Source organism: Ruegeria sp. HKCCD4315 (assembly GCF_013112245.1).
In the GTDB taxonomy this organism is placed as follows: Bacteria; Pseudomonadota; Alphaproteobacteria; order Rhodobacterales; family Rhodobacteraceae; genus Ruegeria.
Window position 1 is genome coordinate 1,576,251 of the sequence record NZ_WVRN01000001.1, and the last position, 15,967, is coordinate 1,592,217.

Annotated in this window: 16 protein-coding genes; 3 read left to right on the forward strand and 13 right to left on the reverse strand. The window is 55.6% G+C overall.

What is annotated here, in order from left to right:
• Window positions 1-18: 18 nt before the first annotated feature.
• Window positions 19-630, reverse strand: a complete 612-nt coding sequence (locus GS646_RS07980; RefSeq protein ID WP_171183218.1) for a 2-hydroxychromene-2-carboxylate isomerase — start codon at window positions 628-630, stop codon at window positions 19-21.
• 196 nt (window positions 631-826) lie between these two features.
• Between GS646_RS07980 and GS646_RS07985 the strand changes: the two genes are divergently transcribed.
• Both GS646_RS07985 and GS646_RS07990 read left to right on the forward strand, forming a co-directional pair.
• The gene (locus GS646_RS07985; RefSeq protein ID WP_171183216.1) at window positions 827-2,059 is read left to right on the forward strand and encodes a serine hydrolase; all 1,233 of its coding nucleotides are present in this window, start codon (window positions 827-829) and stop codon (window positions 2,057-2,059) included.
• Between the two features lie 52 nt (window positions 2,060-2,111).
• Window positions 2,112-2,981 carry an acyl-CoA thioesterase II gene (locus tag GS646_RS07990; RefSeq protein ID WP_171183214.1) on the forward strand — a complete coding sequence of 290 codons (870 nt, stop codon included), beginning with the start codon at window positions 2,112-2,114 and terminating at the stop codon, window positions 2,979-2,981.
• On the opposite strand, the gene GS646_RS07995 is transcribed toward GS646_RS07990, so the two are convergent.
• The 11 genes from GS646_RS07995 to GS646_RS08045 form a co-directional block, all read right to left on the reverse strand.
• Complete coding sequence (locus tag GS646_RS07995; protein ID WP_171183212.1) at window positions 2,978-3,745, reverse strand: SDR family oxidoreductase; 768 nt, start codon at window positions 3,743-3,745, stop codon at window positions 2,978-2,980. The genes GS646_RS07990 and GS646_RS07995 overlap by 4 nt on opposite strands.
• Window positions 3,746-3,983: 238 nt before the next feature.
• A complete protein-coding gene (phoB, locus tag GS646_RS08000; protein WP_171090046.1) occupies window positions 3,984-4,673 on the reverse strand; it encodes a phosphate regulon transcriptional regulator PhoB in 690 nt (229 codons plus the stop codon).
• A gap of 12 nt (window positions 4,674-4,685) precedes the next feature.
• A complete protein-coding gene (phoU, locus tag GS646_RS08005; RefSeq protein WP_171183636.1) occupies window positions 4,686-5,387 on the reverse strand; it encodes a phosphate signaling complex protein PhoU in 702 nt (233 codons plus the stop codon).
• A 25-nt stretch (window positions 5,388-5,412) separates the two neighbouring features.
• The gene (gene pstB / locus GS646_RS08010) at window positions 5,413-6,210 is read right to left on the reverse strand and encodes a phosphate ABC transporter ATP-binding protein PstB (RefSeq protein ID WP_171090042.1); all 798 of its coding nucleotides are present in this window, start codon (window positions 6,208-6,210) and stop codon (window positions 5,413-5,415) included.
• A 12-nt stretch (window positions 6,211-6,222) separates the two neighbouring features.
• A complete protein-coding gene (gene pstA / locus GS646_RS08015; RefSeq protein ID WP_171646943.1) occupies window positions 6,223-7,554 on the reverse strand; it encodes a phosphate ABC transporter permease PstA in 1,332 nt (443 codons plus the stop codon).
• A complete protein-coding gene (gene pstC / locus GS646_RS08020) occupies window positions 7,551-9,023 on the reverse strand; it encodes a phosphate ABC transporter permease subunit PstC (RefSeq protein WP_171183209.1) in 1,473 nt (490 codons plus the stop codon). Before pstC ends, pstA begins: the two co-directional genes overlap by 4 nt.
• A gap of 93 nt (window positions 9,024-9,116) precedes the next feature.
• Complete coding sequence (locus GS646_RS08025) at window positions 9,117-10,157, reverse strand: substrate-binding domain-containing protein (RefSeq protein ID WP_171090036.1); 1,041 nt, start codon at window positions 10,155-10,157, stop codon at window positions 9,117-9,119.
• 193 nt (window positions 10,158-10,350) lie between these two features.
• Window positions 10,351-11,397, reverse strand: a complete 1,047-nt coding sequence (locus GS646_RS08030; RefSeq protein WP_171183207.1) for an ATP-binding protein — start codon at window positions 11,395-11,397, stop codon at window positions 10,351-10,353.
• A 28-nt stretch (window positions 11,398-11,425) separates the two neighbouring features.
• Complete coding sequence (locus tag GS646_RS08035) at window positions 11,426-11,950, reverse strand: gamma carbonic anhydrase family protein (RefSeq protein ID WP_171183206.1); 525 nt, start codon at window positions 11,948-11,950, stop codon at window positions 11,426-11,428.
• Entirely contained in the window at window positions 11,947-12,588 is a 642-nt protein-coding gene (gene gmk / locus GS646_RS08040; protein ID WP_171090030.1) for a guanylate kinase, read from the reverse strand. The genes GS646_RS08035 and gmk overlap by 4 nt, the downstream gene beginning before the upstream one ends.
• 17 nt (window positions 12,589-12,605) lie before the next feature.
• Complete coding sequence (locus GS646_RS08045) at window positions 12,606-13,496, reverse strand: YicC/YloC family endoribonuclease (protein ID WP_171646942.1); 891 nt, start codon at window positions 13,494-13,496, stop codon at window positions 12,606-12,608.
• A 244-nt stretch (window positions 13,497-13,740) separates the two neighbouring features.
• Here GS646_RS08045 and GS646_RS08050 point away from each other — a divergent pair, with 244 nt between their 5' ends.
• Window positions 13,741-14,415: a PAS domain-containing protein gene (locus GS646_RS08050; protein WP_171646941.1), complete on the forward strand. Its 675-nt coding sequence runs from the start codon at window positions 13,741-13,743 to the stop codon at window positions 14,413-14,415.
• Window positions 14,416-14,476: 61 nt separating this feature from the next.
• On the opposite strand, the gene GS646_RS08055 is transcribed toward GS646_RS08050, so the two are convergent.
• Window positions 14,477-15,847: a class II 3-deoxy-7-phosphoheptulonate synthase gene (locus tag GS646_RS08055; protein WP_171183200.1), complete on the reverse strand. Its 1,371-nt coding sequence runs from the start codon at window positions 15,845-15,847 to the stop codon at window positions 14,477-14,479.
• Window positions 15,848-15,967: the final 120 nt, after the last annotated feature.

Genomic DNA, 15,967 nt, shown 5'->3' on the forward strand with positions numbered 1-15,967 from the left:
CTGTGTAAGCCTTGGAAATCAATCGCTTTGTGCTCTCTCTAACTCTACCTTTACGTTCGGCAGGCTGTTCTTGCCAAAAAACATCTCGGTCCCGACGAACACGGTAGGCACGCCAAAAACGCCGCGGCGAACATTGGCCTTGGTTTGATCTTTCAGGTCTTGTTTGACATCGGGGCCGGTCATGGCTTCACGGATTTTGCGCACAGGCAATTCGTTTTCGTGCAGGATGTCGACAAGCACCGCCAGTTCGTCGACCTTTTGCCCATGCACCCAAATCGCATCAAAAATCGCGTTTATGTACTTGGTCTCCCAAGATTTACCTTTCGCAAAATGAGCTCCGCGCATTGCGAATTTGGTGTTCATAGGGAAATGCGGGCTCATGTGAAAACTCAACCCACGTCGCCGCGCAAAGCGGTGAAGGTCATGGGTCAAATAGGCGGTTTTCTGACGGTTTTCCGAAAACGCTTGAAACGGGCTTTGATTGTGGGTCGCCTTGAAGACGATCGGCAGAAGAACAGGAACGTAATTAATCTCAATATCGTATTGCGCGGCCAGATCCGGCAGCACTTTGTGAGCCAGAAAGGCATTTGGGCTGCAAAAGTCGTAAACGAAATCAATGCTTTGCGTCATGGTGATCCCTTCCATCCGCTTCGAGGCTCTGTTCGGATCATCACACTGCGAATCCGAGATAGCCGCAGTCTAACACTTCAATGCAGGGCAAGCTTGCGTCGTCTGAGGCGAAACCATGGGTAAGTTAAATTTTCGCTGTTAACTCAGGCTTCAAACCGACACACTCAAAAAAGCTAATCTGATGAAAGAAGGTCTTATGCCTCTACAGCCAGTGATGTTTGATCAGTCGCGCCTGGATCGAATTCGGGTCTGGATGGATAGCTATGTCGAGCAAAGGAAGTACGCAGGATCCTCGTTTTTACTTCGTCAAAACGGGTCCGAAGCGTTCTTTCATGCAAGTGGTCTCAGGTCAGTGGAAAACGATCTGCCATTTGAGCGTGATACGTTGGTGCGCATCTATTCGATGACAAAGCCGATTACATCCGTTGCCTTGATGATGTTGGTGGAACGCGGTCTGTTTCATTTGGACGCCCCATTGTCCGACTTCTTACCTGAATTCAAAGAGATACGAGCGCTTGTTCCAGAAGCCAAATCCATAGATCAGACCGAAGATACCCCAGCACCAACTCTGCATCAGTTGCTGACGCACACCAGCGGTTTCAGCTATCCGTTCAACCCTGGAATTCTGCCCGAAGCTATGGATGAGCAGGATCTCATGTTCAAGCCAAATCAAGGGCTTCTGGCAGATCGTGTGCACGATTTGGCTGGTCTTCCGCTCGCATTTCAACCAGGCACCCGCTGGGAATATTCGGTCGGCACCGATGTTCTGGGCCGGGTGATCGAGGTTGTCTCTGGCCAGACGCTAGCGAAGTTCTTTGAACAGCATATCTTTGAACCGTTGGGCATGCGCGAGACCGGTTTTACGGTGTCATCTGGGGCAGGGGACCGATTTGCCTCGCTCTACACACCCCTTGCTGGGGACGCCATGGCGCTGAACTCAGCCAATCAAGGTGATGAGAGCCTGCGATTGGTCGATAGTTGTGCCGGATCACCGTTCTTCGAAACCACGACGTTTTCAGGCGGCGGCGGGCTGATCTCGACGCTTGATGACTACGCAAAGTTCGCAAATATGCTGCGTAATCGCGGTATTGGTAACGGCCAGCGCCTGCTTGGGCCAAAGACCATCGAGTTCATGATGCGCAATCATTTGCCGGGGGACATCGCCTCGATGGGGCCAAAAAGTTTTGCTGAACAACCAATGGAAGGGATGGGTTTTGGCCTTGCAGGGTCGGTTGTATTGAATCCCGGACGTGTCCGGGTGCCCGGTTCGATTGGGGATTTCAGTTGGGGCGGGATGGCTTCGACCTATTTCTGGATCGATTGGCAGAACGACCTGACGGCCGTTTTCTTCACCCAGTTGTCGCCATCCAGCTCATACCCATCCCGTGCTGAGCTTAAGGCACTGGTTCATGCGGCCATGATTGAATGATCTTAACCGGGCTGGTACCCAAGGCGCGATTACCTAACTTTACAGGCTTAAAATGAACGAAGCGGAACGTGTCTTACTTGATCTTCTGGATATTGAACGACTGGAAGTTGATTTGTTCCGAGGCACGGGTTCGGGTGGTGAAACGCCGACACGTATCTTTGGCGGACAAGTCATTGCACAGGCTTTGGCAGCCGCGTATCGGACAGTTGAAGACCGCTTGTGCCATTCTCTTCATGCCTATTTTATCCGACCGGGCGATCCTGAAATACCTGTTATTTATCAGGTTGATAGGGCGCGAGATGGAGGTTCTTTCACAACGCGTCGCGTGGTTGCCATTCAGCACGGCAAACAAATTCTGAACATGTCTGCGTCCTTCCATGTTCAGGACGAAGGTTGGGACCATCAGCATCCAATGCCATCTGTGAAGGCACCCGAAACCTACCTGTCCCGCTCCGAGCTGCGGCAATCCTATGTTGACCGTGTGCCCGAGCGCTTGCGCGGTGAGTTACTGCGTGAACGCCCGATCGAGGTGCGCGATGTGGATCCTTTGGATCCGTTTACGCCAAAAGTTTCTGACGACCGGAACCAGACCTGGTTTCGTATGGCTGCAGCGGCTTCGGCCGACGCGAAAACGCAGCATCTTTTACTGGCCTATGCATCCGATATGAACCTCATGTCTTCAGGCTTGCGCCCCCATGGCCTGAGCTGGTTTAGCGGCGAATTCAATGGCGCGAGTCTTGACCACACGCTTTGGTTCCATGCACCTGTTCAGTTTCAGAATTGGCACCTCTATGTGATGGACTCGCCTTGGACAGGGCAGGGACGTAGCTTTAATCGAGGCTCAATCTACTCTGAAGATGGGACTTTGGTGGCATCTGTCGCTCAGGAAGGGTTGATGCGCAAGGCTCATCCCAAACGCTAAGATTGGCTATTAAACTTCTGATGTAACTTAGACATTCCGGATAGCCACCTGTCATAGTCCGCAGTTTTGAGCTGCATGTAATCCAGAACTTGTGGATGCGGCAGTACAAGAAACTGTTCGGCTTGTATGGCTTTGACGCAGGCTTCGGCAACGTCAGTCGGTTCCAGCATTCCGTCGATGGACGCCACCGAGACTTCATGTCCTTCGGTCATCTTCGAACGGACCGCTTGCGGGCACAAAACCGAGACTTTTAAACCTTGTGATCCGTATGTCAGCGCAAGCCATTCGGCAAATCCAACAGCTGCGTGTTTACTGACAGCGTATGGAGCCGCGCCTGGTTGATTTAGCAAACCGGCAGCCGAGGCGGTCGTCAGTATATATCCGCCGCCGCGCGCAATCATACGGGGAACCAGATGTCGCGCTGTCCAAACATGTGACATCACATTGATTTTCCAGATGCGGTCCCAGTCTTCATCCGCAGTTTCGATTCCACCTAGCGTCAAAATTCCGGCATTTGCGCAGAACAAATCGATTGGGCCGACAGTGTCTTCGGTAAAGTCGATCAACGCCTTGATTTGGTCCTCGCTGGAAACATCACAGGGAAACGCATGTCCATTTAACTGAGCTGCCAGAGATTGTGCACCGTCTTGGTTGATGTCCGAACACACAACACGCGCGCCTTCATGCGCAAACCGTTCGGCCAATCCACGACCAATGCCATGCGCGGCACCTGTTACAACAACTGTTTTATCTTTGAAGTTCATTTACGTTCCTGAACGCTTAAAGCCAGTACAGAAACAGTGTACGTGTGCGTAACGTTAGACAAGCTACTTCTGTTATATTACCATAATACCAATTACACGATATATTGATCTTATCTGAGGAACCACAACTGAGTGTTTCAACTAACAGGTTTATAACGGTAAAACACAGTGCACGTGGAATTTCATACGACGTGCTTTGGATAACTTTAATTCGGAAAACTTCAGTTCTGCCCCAACTTCAGCCGAGTGCGTATCCAGCGCCGCGTACCGTGCGAACGGGATCTTCTCCACCGTGTTGCGTCAAGGCTTTGCGCAAACGTCCAATGTGAACATCAACCGTTCTTGTGTCGACATAGATGTCGCGGCCCCAGACACGGTCCAGAAGTTGCTCACGGCTCCAGACCCTGCCCGGCTTTTCCATGAAGGTGCTGAGCAGCCGGAACTCGGTTGGACCAAGTTTCAGAGGCTTGCTGTCGCGGCTCACTTTGTGCGTCTCAGAATCCAGAACGATATCGTCGAACTCCAGCCGAATGCCAACGGTAGCTGGACGAACCCGGCGAAGTTGTGTGCGAACGCGCGCCATCAGTTCGACAACAGAATAAGGTTTGACCACATAGTCATCCGCACCGGTTTCCAAACCACGCACCTTGTCGACTTCTTCAGTGCGCGCCGACAGCATGATGATCGGAATTGAACGCGTCTCGGGCCGGCTTTTTAGGCGGCGGCAAACTTCGATGCCGCTGAGGTTCGGCATCATCCAATCCAGAACGATGATGTCGGGGCAATCTTCATCCACCAGCAACATGGCCTCGTCGCCGCTGGCGGCTTTCGAGACGCGAAACCCTTCTGCTTCGAGGTTGTAGGCCAGCACTTCGCGTTGGGCCAGTTCATCCTCAACCACCAGAACTGTCGGTTGATCTGCGGACATTTCGGTCGTCTCCTACACGGTTTGCGACGTGGTGTCGGCCTTGGGTCGAGCCTCGGTTGGGCGTTCCCCGGTAACCAGATAGACCACTTGCTCGGCAATCGAAGTGACGTGATCGCCCATGCGCTCGATATTTTTTGCGATGAAATGCAGGTGCATACAGGAGGAGATATTGCGCGGATCCTCGGCCATGAAGGTCAGGAACTCACGGAACAGCCCATTGTACATCTGATCCACTTCTTCATCGCGATTGATGACATCAGTCGCCAGTTCTGCGTCACGCTGAATATAGGCGTCCAGCGCATCGCGCAGCATCCGTTCGACCTCGCGCGCCATACGACGCAGGGCTGCAGCACTTCCGTTGATCTCGCCCGCATCGACCAGCACCGTGGTACGTTTGGCGATGTTCTTGGCATAATCACCGATCCGCTCAAGATTGCCCGAGACTTTCAGGACAGACAGAACCAACCGCAAGTCGCTGGCTGTGGGCGCACGTAGTGCGATCAGGCGCGCGGTTTCCTCGTCGATGATATCTTCCAGCGCATCGATGGCTTTGTCGCCCTGTCGCACTTCTTGCGCCAGTTCCACATCGCGGGTCTCTAGCGAGCGCGCGGCGCTCATGATGGCGGCTTCGACAAGGCCGCCCATCTTCATGATATGCGCTTGGATCGCCTCGAGATCGCGATCGAATACGGATGCAATATGTTGTTCGCTCAAATCGGACATTTCTGAATACCTGTGCTCAGCCGATGCGGCCGGTGATGTAGCTTTCCGTGCGCGGATCTACGGGGTTGGTGAAGATCTGGCCGGTTTCCCCGAACTCGACCAGGTTTCCCAGATGGAAGAAGGCAGTTTTCTGGCTGACACGTGCGGCCTGCTGCATCGAGTGGGTCACAATCACCACCGAATAGCGCGAGCGCAGCTCGTCAATCAGTTCTTCAACTTGCGCGGTTGCAATCGGGTCCAAGGCGGAACACGGTTCGTCCATCAGCAGAACTTCCGGTTCAGTCGCCACGGCACGGGCGATGCAAAGACGCTGTTGCTGACCACCTGACAGACCTGTGCCAGGCGCATCCAGACGGTCCTTGACCTCATCCCAGATAGCGCCACGACGCAGGGATTTTTCAACGATTTCATCCAGTTCTGCCTTGTTCTTTGCAAGGCCGTGAATGCGTGGGCCATAGGCCACGTTGTCATAGATCGACTTGGGGAACGGGTTCGGCTTTTGGAACACCATTCCCACCTTGGCGCGCAACTGAACCGGGTCGACGCGCTTGTCATAGATGTCTTCGCCATCCAGTAGGATATCGCCTTCGACCCGGCAGATGTCGATGGTGTCGTTCATCCGGTTCAGACAGCGCAGAAACGTGGATTTGCCGCAGCCCGACGGGCCGATAAAGGCGGTCACAGTCTTGTCTTCAATCGCAACATCCACGTCTTTGATGGCGTGAGTGTCGCCGTAATAGACCTGAACCTTTTTGGCGTTGATCTTGATGTCTTTGGAGTCCACGGCTCTCTCCACTCGTGTCATGTCGTTCATTGTTGCCCCCTCTTACCAGCGGCGTTCAAAGCGGCGGCGCAGGATGATTGCGATGATATTCATGGTCAGCAGGAACATCAAAAGGATGATAATGCCGCCCCAGGCTTTCTCGTAAAACCCAACATCGGCGCGCGCGGCCCAGGTGTAGATCTGCGCTGGCATGGCCGAGTTCGGCTCGGTAAAGCCAGCGACGAAGCCATCGGGATATCCGCGCGCCACAAAGCCCACCATGCCGATCAGAAGCAATGGTGCGGTCTCGCCCAGGGCTTGCGCCAGACCAATGATGGTGCCGGTCAGAATACCCGGTGCGGCCAGCGGCAGAACGTGGTGGAACACGGCCTGCATTTTCGAGGCCCCTACCCCCAACGCTGCGTCACGGATCGACGGGGGAACCGCCTTCAGCGAAGCGCGGGTCGAGATGATGATTGTCGGCAACGTCATCAGGGTCAGCACCAGACCACCGACCAAGGGCGCCGATTGCGGCAGGTGCATAAACTGGATGAACACGGCCAGACCCAGAATACCGAACACAATCGACGGAACGGCTGCGAGGTTAGAGATATTCACCTCAATCAGGTCCGTAAATCGGTTCTGCGGTGCGAATTCCTCAAGGTAAATCGAAGCCGCGACACCGATGGGCAATGACAGCGCCAAAACCACCAGCATCATGAAGAACGAACCAACAACCGAAGCGCCGATGCCCGCCCCTCCGGGGTTGTCCACGCCCGAGTCTGCACCTGTAATGAAGGGCCAGTTAAATGCCTGTTTGATGATACCTGCCTCTTTCAGGGCATCGACCAGATCAAGGTCGCTGAGTTGCAGGAAGCGGCTGTCTTGCAGGGTGTCACGCGAAACGCGACCCTTGAAGTATCCGTCAACCCGGCTTGAGGCGGCCAGATCGAACTGTACCGGTTCCCCCAGTTTTTCTGGGTTGTCCGCGTAAAAGGTGCGGATCGTGCCACCCACTTTACCCAAAAGACGCTCAATCGCGTCCTGATCGAAATCGACGGTGACACCGCTTTCGGTCAACTGATCGTTCAGCGCACCGATAAACAGGTCGGAATAGGCTTTGGTCTTGAAAAGAGTGCCTTCCGCTTCGTCGCGTTGTGCCGGCGACAGAGTGAACTCGACGCTCACGACGGTACGCTGAAAGGCCGGGATGCCCTGCGACAGGATCGAAGCGAACAGCACGATCAAAAAGAAAAGCCCTGTCGCGATTGCAACGATGCCGTAGGCGCGGAAACGCTTCTCTGCATTCGCACGCTTCTTTGTCCGTGGGTCCGTGGCCATCAACGAAGTCGCGTGACGGCCTGCGTTCGGGGTGTCCATGCTTGCGTCGGTCATTCGTACTGCTCCCGATACTTACGCACGATGTAGAGGGCAAAAACGTTGAGCCCCAGCGTGAGGATGAAAAGGGTCATGCCAAGGGCAAAGGCGACAAGCGCCTCGGGCGAGGCGAAGTCCGCGTCACCAGTCAACTGGCTGACGATTTTGGCGGTGACGGTTGTCATCGCTTCAAAAGGATTGAGGCTTAGCCGGGCGGCGGCCCCTGCCCCCAAAACCACAATCATGGTTTCACCGATCGCCCGCGATGCCGCCAGCAGGATCGCACCCACGATACCGGGCAATGCGGCTGGCAGAACAACTTGGCGAATGGTCTCGGATTGGGTCGCACCCAAACCGTAGGACCCGTCGCGCATCGCCTGAGGTACCGCGTTGATGATGTCGTCAGACAGAGACGAAACAAATGGGATCAGCATGATGCCCATGACAATACCAGCGGTCATTACGGCTGTACCTGCCTTCATCCAGCCCAAACCGTTATCGCCGAACACGTCCAGCAAAAGCGGGCCGACAGTCAGCAGGGCAAACAGACCGTAAACGATGGTCGGGATTCCGGCCAGAACCTCAAGCAGCGGCTTAGCGACAGAGCGTACGCGGGATGAGGCGTATTCGCTGAGGTAAATCGCGGCAAACAGTCCGATGGGCACAGCCACCAGCAGAGCCACCAACGAGATATAGAACGTGCCCCACAGCAGAGGGATGATCCCCAGATCCGATGCGCCGCCGCGGCCCGAGAAGCTGGGCGCCCAGGTTGTACCAAAGAAGAAGTCAGACGCGGGATAGAGCTTGAAAAACTCCCACGTGTTGAAGACCAGCGACAGAACAATTCCGATGGTCGTCAGAATTGCGATAGAAGCCGCAGCCAGAAGCAGAAAGCGGACCCCCTGCTCGACCACGTTGCGGGCACGGTAGTCGGAATGTGTCTGAAACCAGCTGATTGCGGCTCCAATCAGAGCCACCAGAATGACCGCACCCGTCATGATCGCGTAACCGGTGGAATTCATGGCGCGGTAGCTTTGTGCAGCCCGCAGAACCGGTTGAGTGATCTCGGACGTCACCACCTGCCCGGCATCTTTCAGGCGCTGCGTCACGTCGGTTACGTCCGCGCGCGCGTTGCGGGCCTGATCTTCCGACAGCACGCCGGCGGCCACAGCGTTGTTCAGCCCGTCCGCCGTGCGGCGTACTTCAGCCATAACCAGGCTCAGTGACGAGCCTTCTTTGACGGAAGTCTCCGGGATCATTTCGGAAACCTGAGACGACACGTATAGCGGCTGGGCCAGCAGCCAAATGATCAGCAGACCAAAGGCGGGTACAATCGCTTTAAGGGCTACATTTGCGCCGTAGTAAGTTGGCAGCGAGTGCAGGTTCCTGCTGTCTCCGCCTGCGCTTTGCAAGGCGCGTGCGCGTCCTGACACATAACCGACTGCGGCGATCGCAAGCACGATCAGAAAGAGCCATAGTATCGGCATGACACCCCCGTAAGGTCTTGGCTGGGAATTTCGGAAAACACAGTTGGGGGCGGCATAAGCTGCCGCCCCCGGTCATTCAAGCCAAAGGCGGGATTAGCTGCCCGAACCCATGGTAACTTCGTTTGCGATGGCGTCCTGGGTCTTGGCCAGCTCAGGATCTGCAACCAGGCCATAGTTGGCCAGAGGGCCGGAACCGCCTGCGATTTCGTCAGCAGTAAAGAACTGTGCGTATTCTTTCAGGCCAGGGATCACGCCGATATGCGCTTTCTTGACGTAGAAGAACAGCGGACGCGACACAGGGTATTCACCCGACGCGATGGTCTCGGTCGACGGTGCGATACCGCCCATGGTGGCCACTTTCAGCTTGTCGGTGTTGTTCTCATAGAACGCCAGACCAAACACGCCGATGCCGTTGGGGTTGGTGTCGATGCGCGCCAGAGTTTCTGTGTAGTCACCGTCGATGTCGACCGACTTACCGTCGGTGCGGACGTCCAGGCATGCGTCTTCGGCGTCATCTTCGCTCATGCCGCCTGCAACCATGGCTTCCATGGCGCCAGTGGCTTCGCAGCCTTCCAGCAGAACCTTGTCTTCGAACACTTCACGGGTGCCGTGCTTGGTGCCCGGGATGAACATTGCGATTTCAACGTCCGGCAGATCGGCATTGAATTCGGCCCAGCTGTTGAAGCTGTTGTCGACCAGCGCGCCGTCTTTCATGACTTTCGAACCGATGGCGTTGTAGATGTCGGCAGGCTCAAATGCAGTGAAGGCAGGGCCCGACTGCTGGCTTGCAAAGACGATACCGTCATAGCCGATGCGGACTTCCATGATGTCGGTCACGCCGTTTTCGGCACAGGCTTTGATTTCTTTTTCGCGGATTTTACGCGATGCGTTTGCAACGTCGATGGTGTTTTCGCCAACACCCTCACAGAAACGCTTCAGACCGGCCGAAGAGCCGCCGGATTCTACAACCGGGGTCGGGAAGTCGGTGTTTTCACCGAACAGTTCAGCAACAATCGAAGCATAAGGCAGAACGGTCGACGAACCGGCAACCTGTACGTTGTCACGGGCAGCAGCAGTGGTTGCCGAGACGGCAGCAATCGCCAGCGCAGAAGCCGACAGTTTGACAAAGGACATTTCAGTCTCCCTGAAAAGGTATGTTTGATCACCCCCATGATGATCCTGCGCGAACCCCTAGGCCGCGTGCGTAAGCCTTTTGTGACAAGTGTGTAACGGTTTTATGACAACCTGCGTTTTGTAACGCTTTACTTGTCGTAAAGTGACCCGGCTTTGCAAACGTAAGCTGCGCGAGGTTCAGCCCGACGAGGGGCTAACGTGGTAAAATCACCGTAAAAACAGAGCCTTTACCCAGCTCGCTTTCAACACGCAGCCGGCCCCGGTGCCGGTTGACGATATGTTTGACGATGGCAAGCCCAAGTCCGGTTCCGCCCAATTGTCGGGATCTGTGGCTGTCTGCGCGATAGAATCGCTCGGTCAATCGTGGAAGGTGAATCGGATCAATACCGGGGCCCCGGTCGATGACTTGTACGCGCACTGACGGGCCCCGCATCGCTGTGTCCCGGTCCATAGACAAAACGCGAACCAAAACATTTCCGCCGCTGCCGCCATATTTTATGCCGTTCTCGATCAGGTTGGTGAAAACCTGACGCAGCTGGTCACTGTCGCCGGTCACTGAGACCGGACCGTCCTGAGCCTCAAGCGTCAGGTCTACGCCTGCATCCTCGGCAAGCGGACGAACCGAATTCAGAATGGATTGTAGCAACCCGGTAAGTTCTAGTTGCTCACTGGGTCGCACGCGTTCTTCGCTTTCGACGCGGTTGAGCGACAACAAATCACCGACCAAACGGTTCATCCGGTTGGCTTCATCTGTCATGATCTGGAGAAACCTGTCGCGTGCGCCGGGATCATCACGCGCCGGTCCGCGCAGGGTTTCGATAAAGCCCATCAACGCAGTCAGTGGAGTACGCAGCTCGTGACTGACATTGGCCACGAAATCCCGACGCATTTGACTGGCATGTTCCAGATGAGTGATGTCCTGAAACGTGGCCAGGATGGCACCGCCGGACACAGCACCAATCCCGTTCATATAGCGGCACTCAACTTCGAATGTCGTGTCCTGCGCGCCGTCATTGGACAGGTGACGCGTCTTTTTCGTGCTCTTGGACTGAAGGCTTTGTTCGATGGCTTCCAATACCTGAGGTTGCCGCAGGATCGTGGCGAAATGCCGACCGACTATATTCAGGCCAAGCAGGGTCGTTGCATCGGTATTGGCGGCTATTATCCGTTCTGTCTGATCCACCATCAGCGCAGGCATCGGAATAGCTCGGACAAATTCGTCTAACAGGTCGGTGGACATAACTTACATCTCAATTGGCCCGGACGCCTTACGAGACGGGTTTTAAAGTTTTGCGAAACTTGCGCATGTTTTCCTGATAATGCAGCGCGCTGAGCGTGATGCGTTGCGCCGCCGCCTCGTCCAATTGACGCACGACTTTGCCCGGCGCACCCATGACCAGCGAATTATCTGGAATTTCCTTGCCCTCGGTGATCAGGGCCCCTGCCCCAATCAGGCAATTCCGCCCGATCTTGGCACCGTTCAGAACAATTGCGCCCATGCCGATCAAAGAGTTGTCGCCAATGGTGCACCCATGCAGCATCACCTTGTGCCCGATCGTGCAATTTGCACCGATGGTCAAAGGAAAGCCCGCATCGATATGCATGACGCAGTTTTCCTGAACATTGCTGCCTGCGCCGACACGGATTTCCTCGTGATCGGCGCGGATCGTGCAGCCAAACCAAACCGAGGCACCCTGCTCTAACACCACTTTGCCGATCAGGTTGGCATCAGGTGCGACCCATGTGTCTTCGTGAATCTCGGGCGTATGATCCCCCAGCGCGTAAATGGTCATGACAGGCCCTCGAACTCATTTTGCAGTTTACGCACATGCTGTTGCAGCTTTGGTTGCTGGATGCGGCGCATTCGCTCGGCGCTGACAATGGTCTTAAGCTTTTCTTCGGTTGCCTCAAGATCGTCATTGATCAGGACATAGTCGTAATAGCCCCAGTGGCTGATCTCATCCCAGCTTTTGAGCATCCGCTTGCCAATCACATCATCGCTGTCCTGACCACGTGTCTCAAGACGGCGGCGCAGTTCGGGGATCGACGGTGGCAGAATAAAGATCGACAGGGCATGTTTGCCGAGGTCAGAGTTTCTGATCTGCACCTCACCTTGCCAGTCCACGTCAAACAGAACGTCCTTGCCGGTGTTGATCGAATTGCGCACGGGTTCTGCCGGTGAACCGTAGAAGTTTCCGAAAACATGGGCGTGCTCCAGCATCTGCCCTTCGGCAACCTGCTGCTTGAACTCGTCCTCTGACAGAAAGAAATACTCGCGCCCATGTTCTTCACCGGGGCGCGGTGCGCGGGTCGTGGCCGAGATCGAAAATTCCAGATCCGTATCCCAGGCCATCAACCGTTTGGCCAATGTGGATTTGCCCGCCCCGGACGGAGAAGACAGGATGATTAAAAGGCCGCGGCGATCCGCCATGTCAGTTGTTCCCATACTCATTCTACGTTCTGCACTTGCTCGCGCATTTGATCTATTACCGCCTTAAGCTCAAGTCCAACCGCCGTCAGGTCCGAGCTTTGGGCCTTTGAACACAGCGTGTTGGCCTCACGGTTGAACTCCTGCATCAGAAAATCCAGTTTGCGGCCCACGGCACCGTTCTGCCCCAACAGATCGCGCGCGGCTGTAACATGTGCCGCCAACCTGTCGATCTCTTCCGTGATATCGGCTTTGACGGCGATCATAGCGAGTTCTTGTGCTACGCGCTCGGGATCCGCACCCTGAGAATTGTCCAGAACCCGTGCCAGGTTTTCCCGTAGGGCTTCTGCCATCTTGTCCTTGCGCTTTTCCGCCAGCTCAGCTGCCTTCGCGGTCAAAGTGGCGACCTGATCCAGTTGCGTGTTCAGGACAGTAGTCAATGCGTCGCCTTCAGCCCGGCGCATGTCGAGGAAGGCGCTTACGAGCGTGTCAAATTCCGCAGCAAGATGCGCAACCAATGGGCCTGGATCATCTGAGTCCGAACCTGCATCCAGCATCCCCTTTAAGGCCAACAGGTCTGATGCCCGCGTTGGTGCCAAAGAAATTCCGCGCGACGACGCCATCTGCTCTGTCTGCTCAAGCGCGGTTAGGGCCGCAGTCATGGCGGTTTCATTCAGGACTAGGTCCGGGGCCGAGTCTTCGCGGCTCAGACGCATCGACAGAGTAACATTTCCGCGGCTGAGGGATTTGGACAGTTTTGCCCTCAATGCGGCTTCTAAACCTGTCAACCAATCCGGCACGCGCAGGCGCATATCAAGGCCCTTGCCGTTAACGCTGCGCAGTTCCCACGTCCAGCTATGTGGCCCGTGCTGCCCCTTTCCCGAGGCAAACCCGGTCATGGATCTGATCATTCCTGCCCTTTCTTGCGGTTCTGCAACCTCAAACATCTGCTGCACCTAATGCTATAGGCCGGTGCAGAGCAAGTATTTGCTGACGTGGCAATTGTTTGGTGCGGGTTAACCATTCGTTAAAGAATTGCTCCAAAATTGAATTAACCCGAGTCAAACTGCCCAAAGCAATGGGTTGCAGGCCGCGGATGCTCCCGATGTGTTGCATTTTAGGAAAATGGCGTCCTTTTGGCGCAAGGGTAAGAAGATGAAAACCTTTTTCGGGATTGGTTCCGGGTCAGAATTTGGAAAGATCGTCGCAATGGATCGCTTTGACAATGGGCGCAGCCTTTCGCCGATCCGCCAGGCCGAGGCGTATTGGACCGCGTTGCTGGGCGGTGACAGCGTTCCCATGCGCTCTCAGATCGATCCGCGCGGTTTGGAAAAAATCCTGGAATACACGTTTATACTAGAGCGCATCGCGCCCGGTCTTGCCCGGTTTCGTCTGGCCGGTAGCCATTTGAACGCGCTTGCGGGGATGGAAGTGCGGGGCATGCCCTTGACCGCGTTCTTCCAGCCCGACGATCGCGCGGGGGTCAAGGATGCGCTTGAGCAGGTGTTTGCTGCGCCCGCTGCAGCAGAGTTGGGGCTGATCTCGGGCGGAATAATGGGTCGCGCACGGATGCAGGCTCGAATGATTTTGCTGCCGTTGAAAAGTGATCTTGGCGATGTCAGCCGCGTTTTGGGTGTGATGGTCGCTGACGGAACTATTGGTAAAACACCTCGACGGTTCTCAATCTCGGACACGCGGGTCAAGCCCGTTGCTGATTTTCAGACCCCAAGCCCTGTCGCACCACAACCTGTTCAAGGGTTCGCGGAAGACGAAGGCGAATTCAAACGCCCTGCCAATCACTTGCGATTGGTGGTGTCACGCGACGACTGACGTTTCACAAAACGAAAAACAGCGGACCAATGGCCCGCTGTTTCAATTGATTTACGACCGTTTAGCTGGCGGCGCGTTTGCTGCCGTTACGGCGTAGGTTTGTCAGTTCTTCGGCCACTAGGAAGGCCAGTTCCAGCGACTGGGACGCGTTCAGACGCGGATCGCAGGCGGTGTGGTAGCGATCCGACAGATCTTCTTCGGTCACCGCGCGCACGCCGCCGGTGCATTCGGTTACATCCAGACCAGTCATCTCGAAATGCACGCCACCGGGGATGGTGCCTTCGGCCTGATGTACGCCAAAGAAGTCACGCACCTCGCGCAGGACAGAATCGAACGGACGGGTCTTGTAACCCGTGGCCGACTTGATCGTGTTGCCGTGCATCGGGTCGCAGACCCAGGTAACCTTGGCCCCTTCTTCCTTCACGGCTTTGACCAGACGCGGCAGGTGCTCACCTGCTTTACCCGCACCAAAGCGCGCGATCAGGGTCAGGCGACCTTCTTCGTTTTCGGGGTTCAGTTTGGACATCAGAACCTTGAGATCTTCGGCAGTCGTCGTCGGGCCGCATTTCAGGCCGATTGGGTTCAGAACGCCACGGCAGAATTCCACATGAGCACCGTCCGGCTGACGCGTGCGGTCGCCGATCCAGATCATGTGGCCAGACCCTGCCAGCCAGTTGCCCGAGGTCGAATCCAGACGCGTCAGCGCCTCTTCATACTCCAGCAGCAGCCCTTCGTGGCTGGTGTAGAATTCGACGGTCGAGAACTCGTGTGTGGTGTCCGCCGTGATCCCGGCCGCTTCCATGAAGTCGATGGTGTCCTGAATGCGATCGGCAATCTCGGAATACTTCTGCACGTCCTGTTCATCGGTGAACCCAAGGGTCCAAGAATGAACCATGCTCATATCTGCGAAACCACCGGTCGAAAATGCCCGCAGCAGGTTCAGAGTGGCAGCAGCCTGTGTATAGGCTTGCAGCATTTTCTGAGGATTCGGGATGCGCGCTTCGGGCGTGAAGGCCAGTTCGTTGATGATGTCACCACGATAGCTGGGCAGTTCCACACCATCCAACACCTCGGTTGGTGCACTGCGCGGCTTGGCAAACTGCCCCGCCATACGGCCAACTTTGACCACCGGCACTTTTGCGCCATAGGTCAGAACCATTGCCATCTGCAGCATCACCTTAAAGGTGTCACGGATCGCATCCGCGCTGAATTGTTCAAAGCTTTCAGCACAATCCCCGCCTTGCAGCAGGAAGGCCTCGCCGCGACCGGCGGCACCCAGGTGTTGTTTGAGACGCCGCGCCTCACCGGCAAAGACCAGCGGGGGATACTGTGAAAGCTGAGCCTCGACTTTGGCCAGAGCGGCCGCGTCGGTATAGTCTGGCATCTGAACCCGGGGCTTGTTGCGCCAGTTCGTTTTTTGCCATTCGGTCATAGCTTTGATCTCCGCTGAAGTGTTCAGGTGGCCTCTATACAAAAAGCTTTGAAGAGTGACCATATCCCATTTGCGCCTCTTGACGGCGCAAACAAGCTTTGATCATGGTGAGTTCTAAAT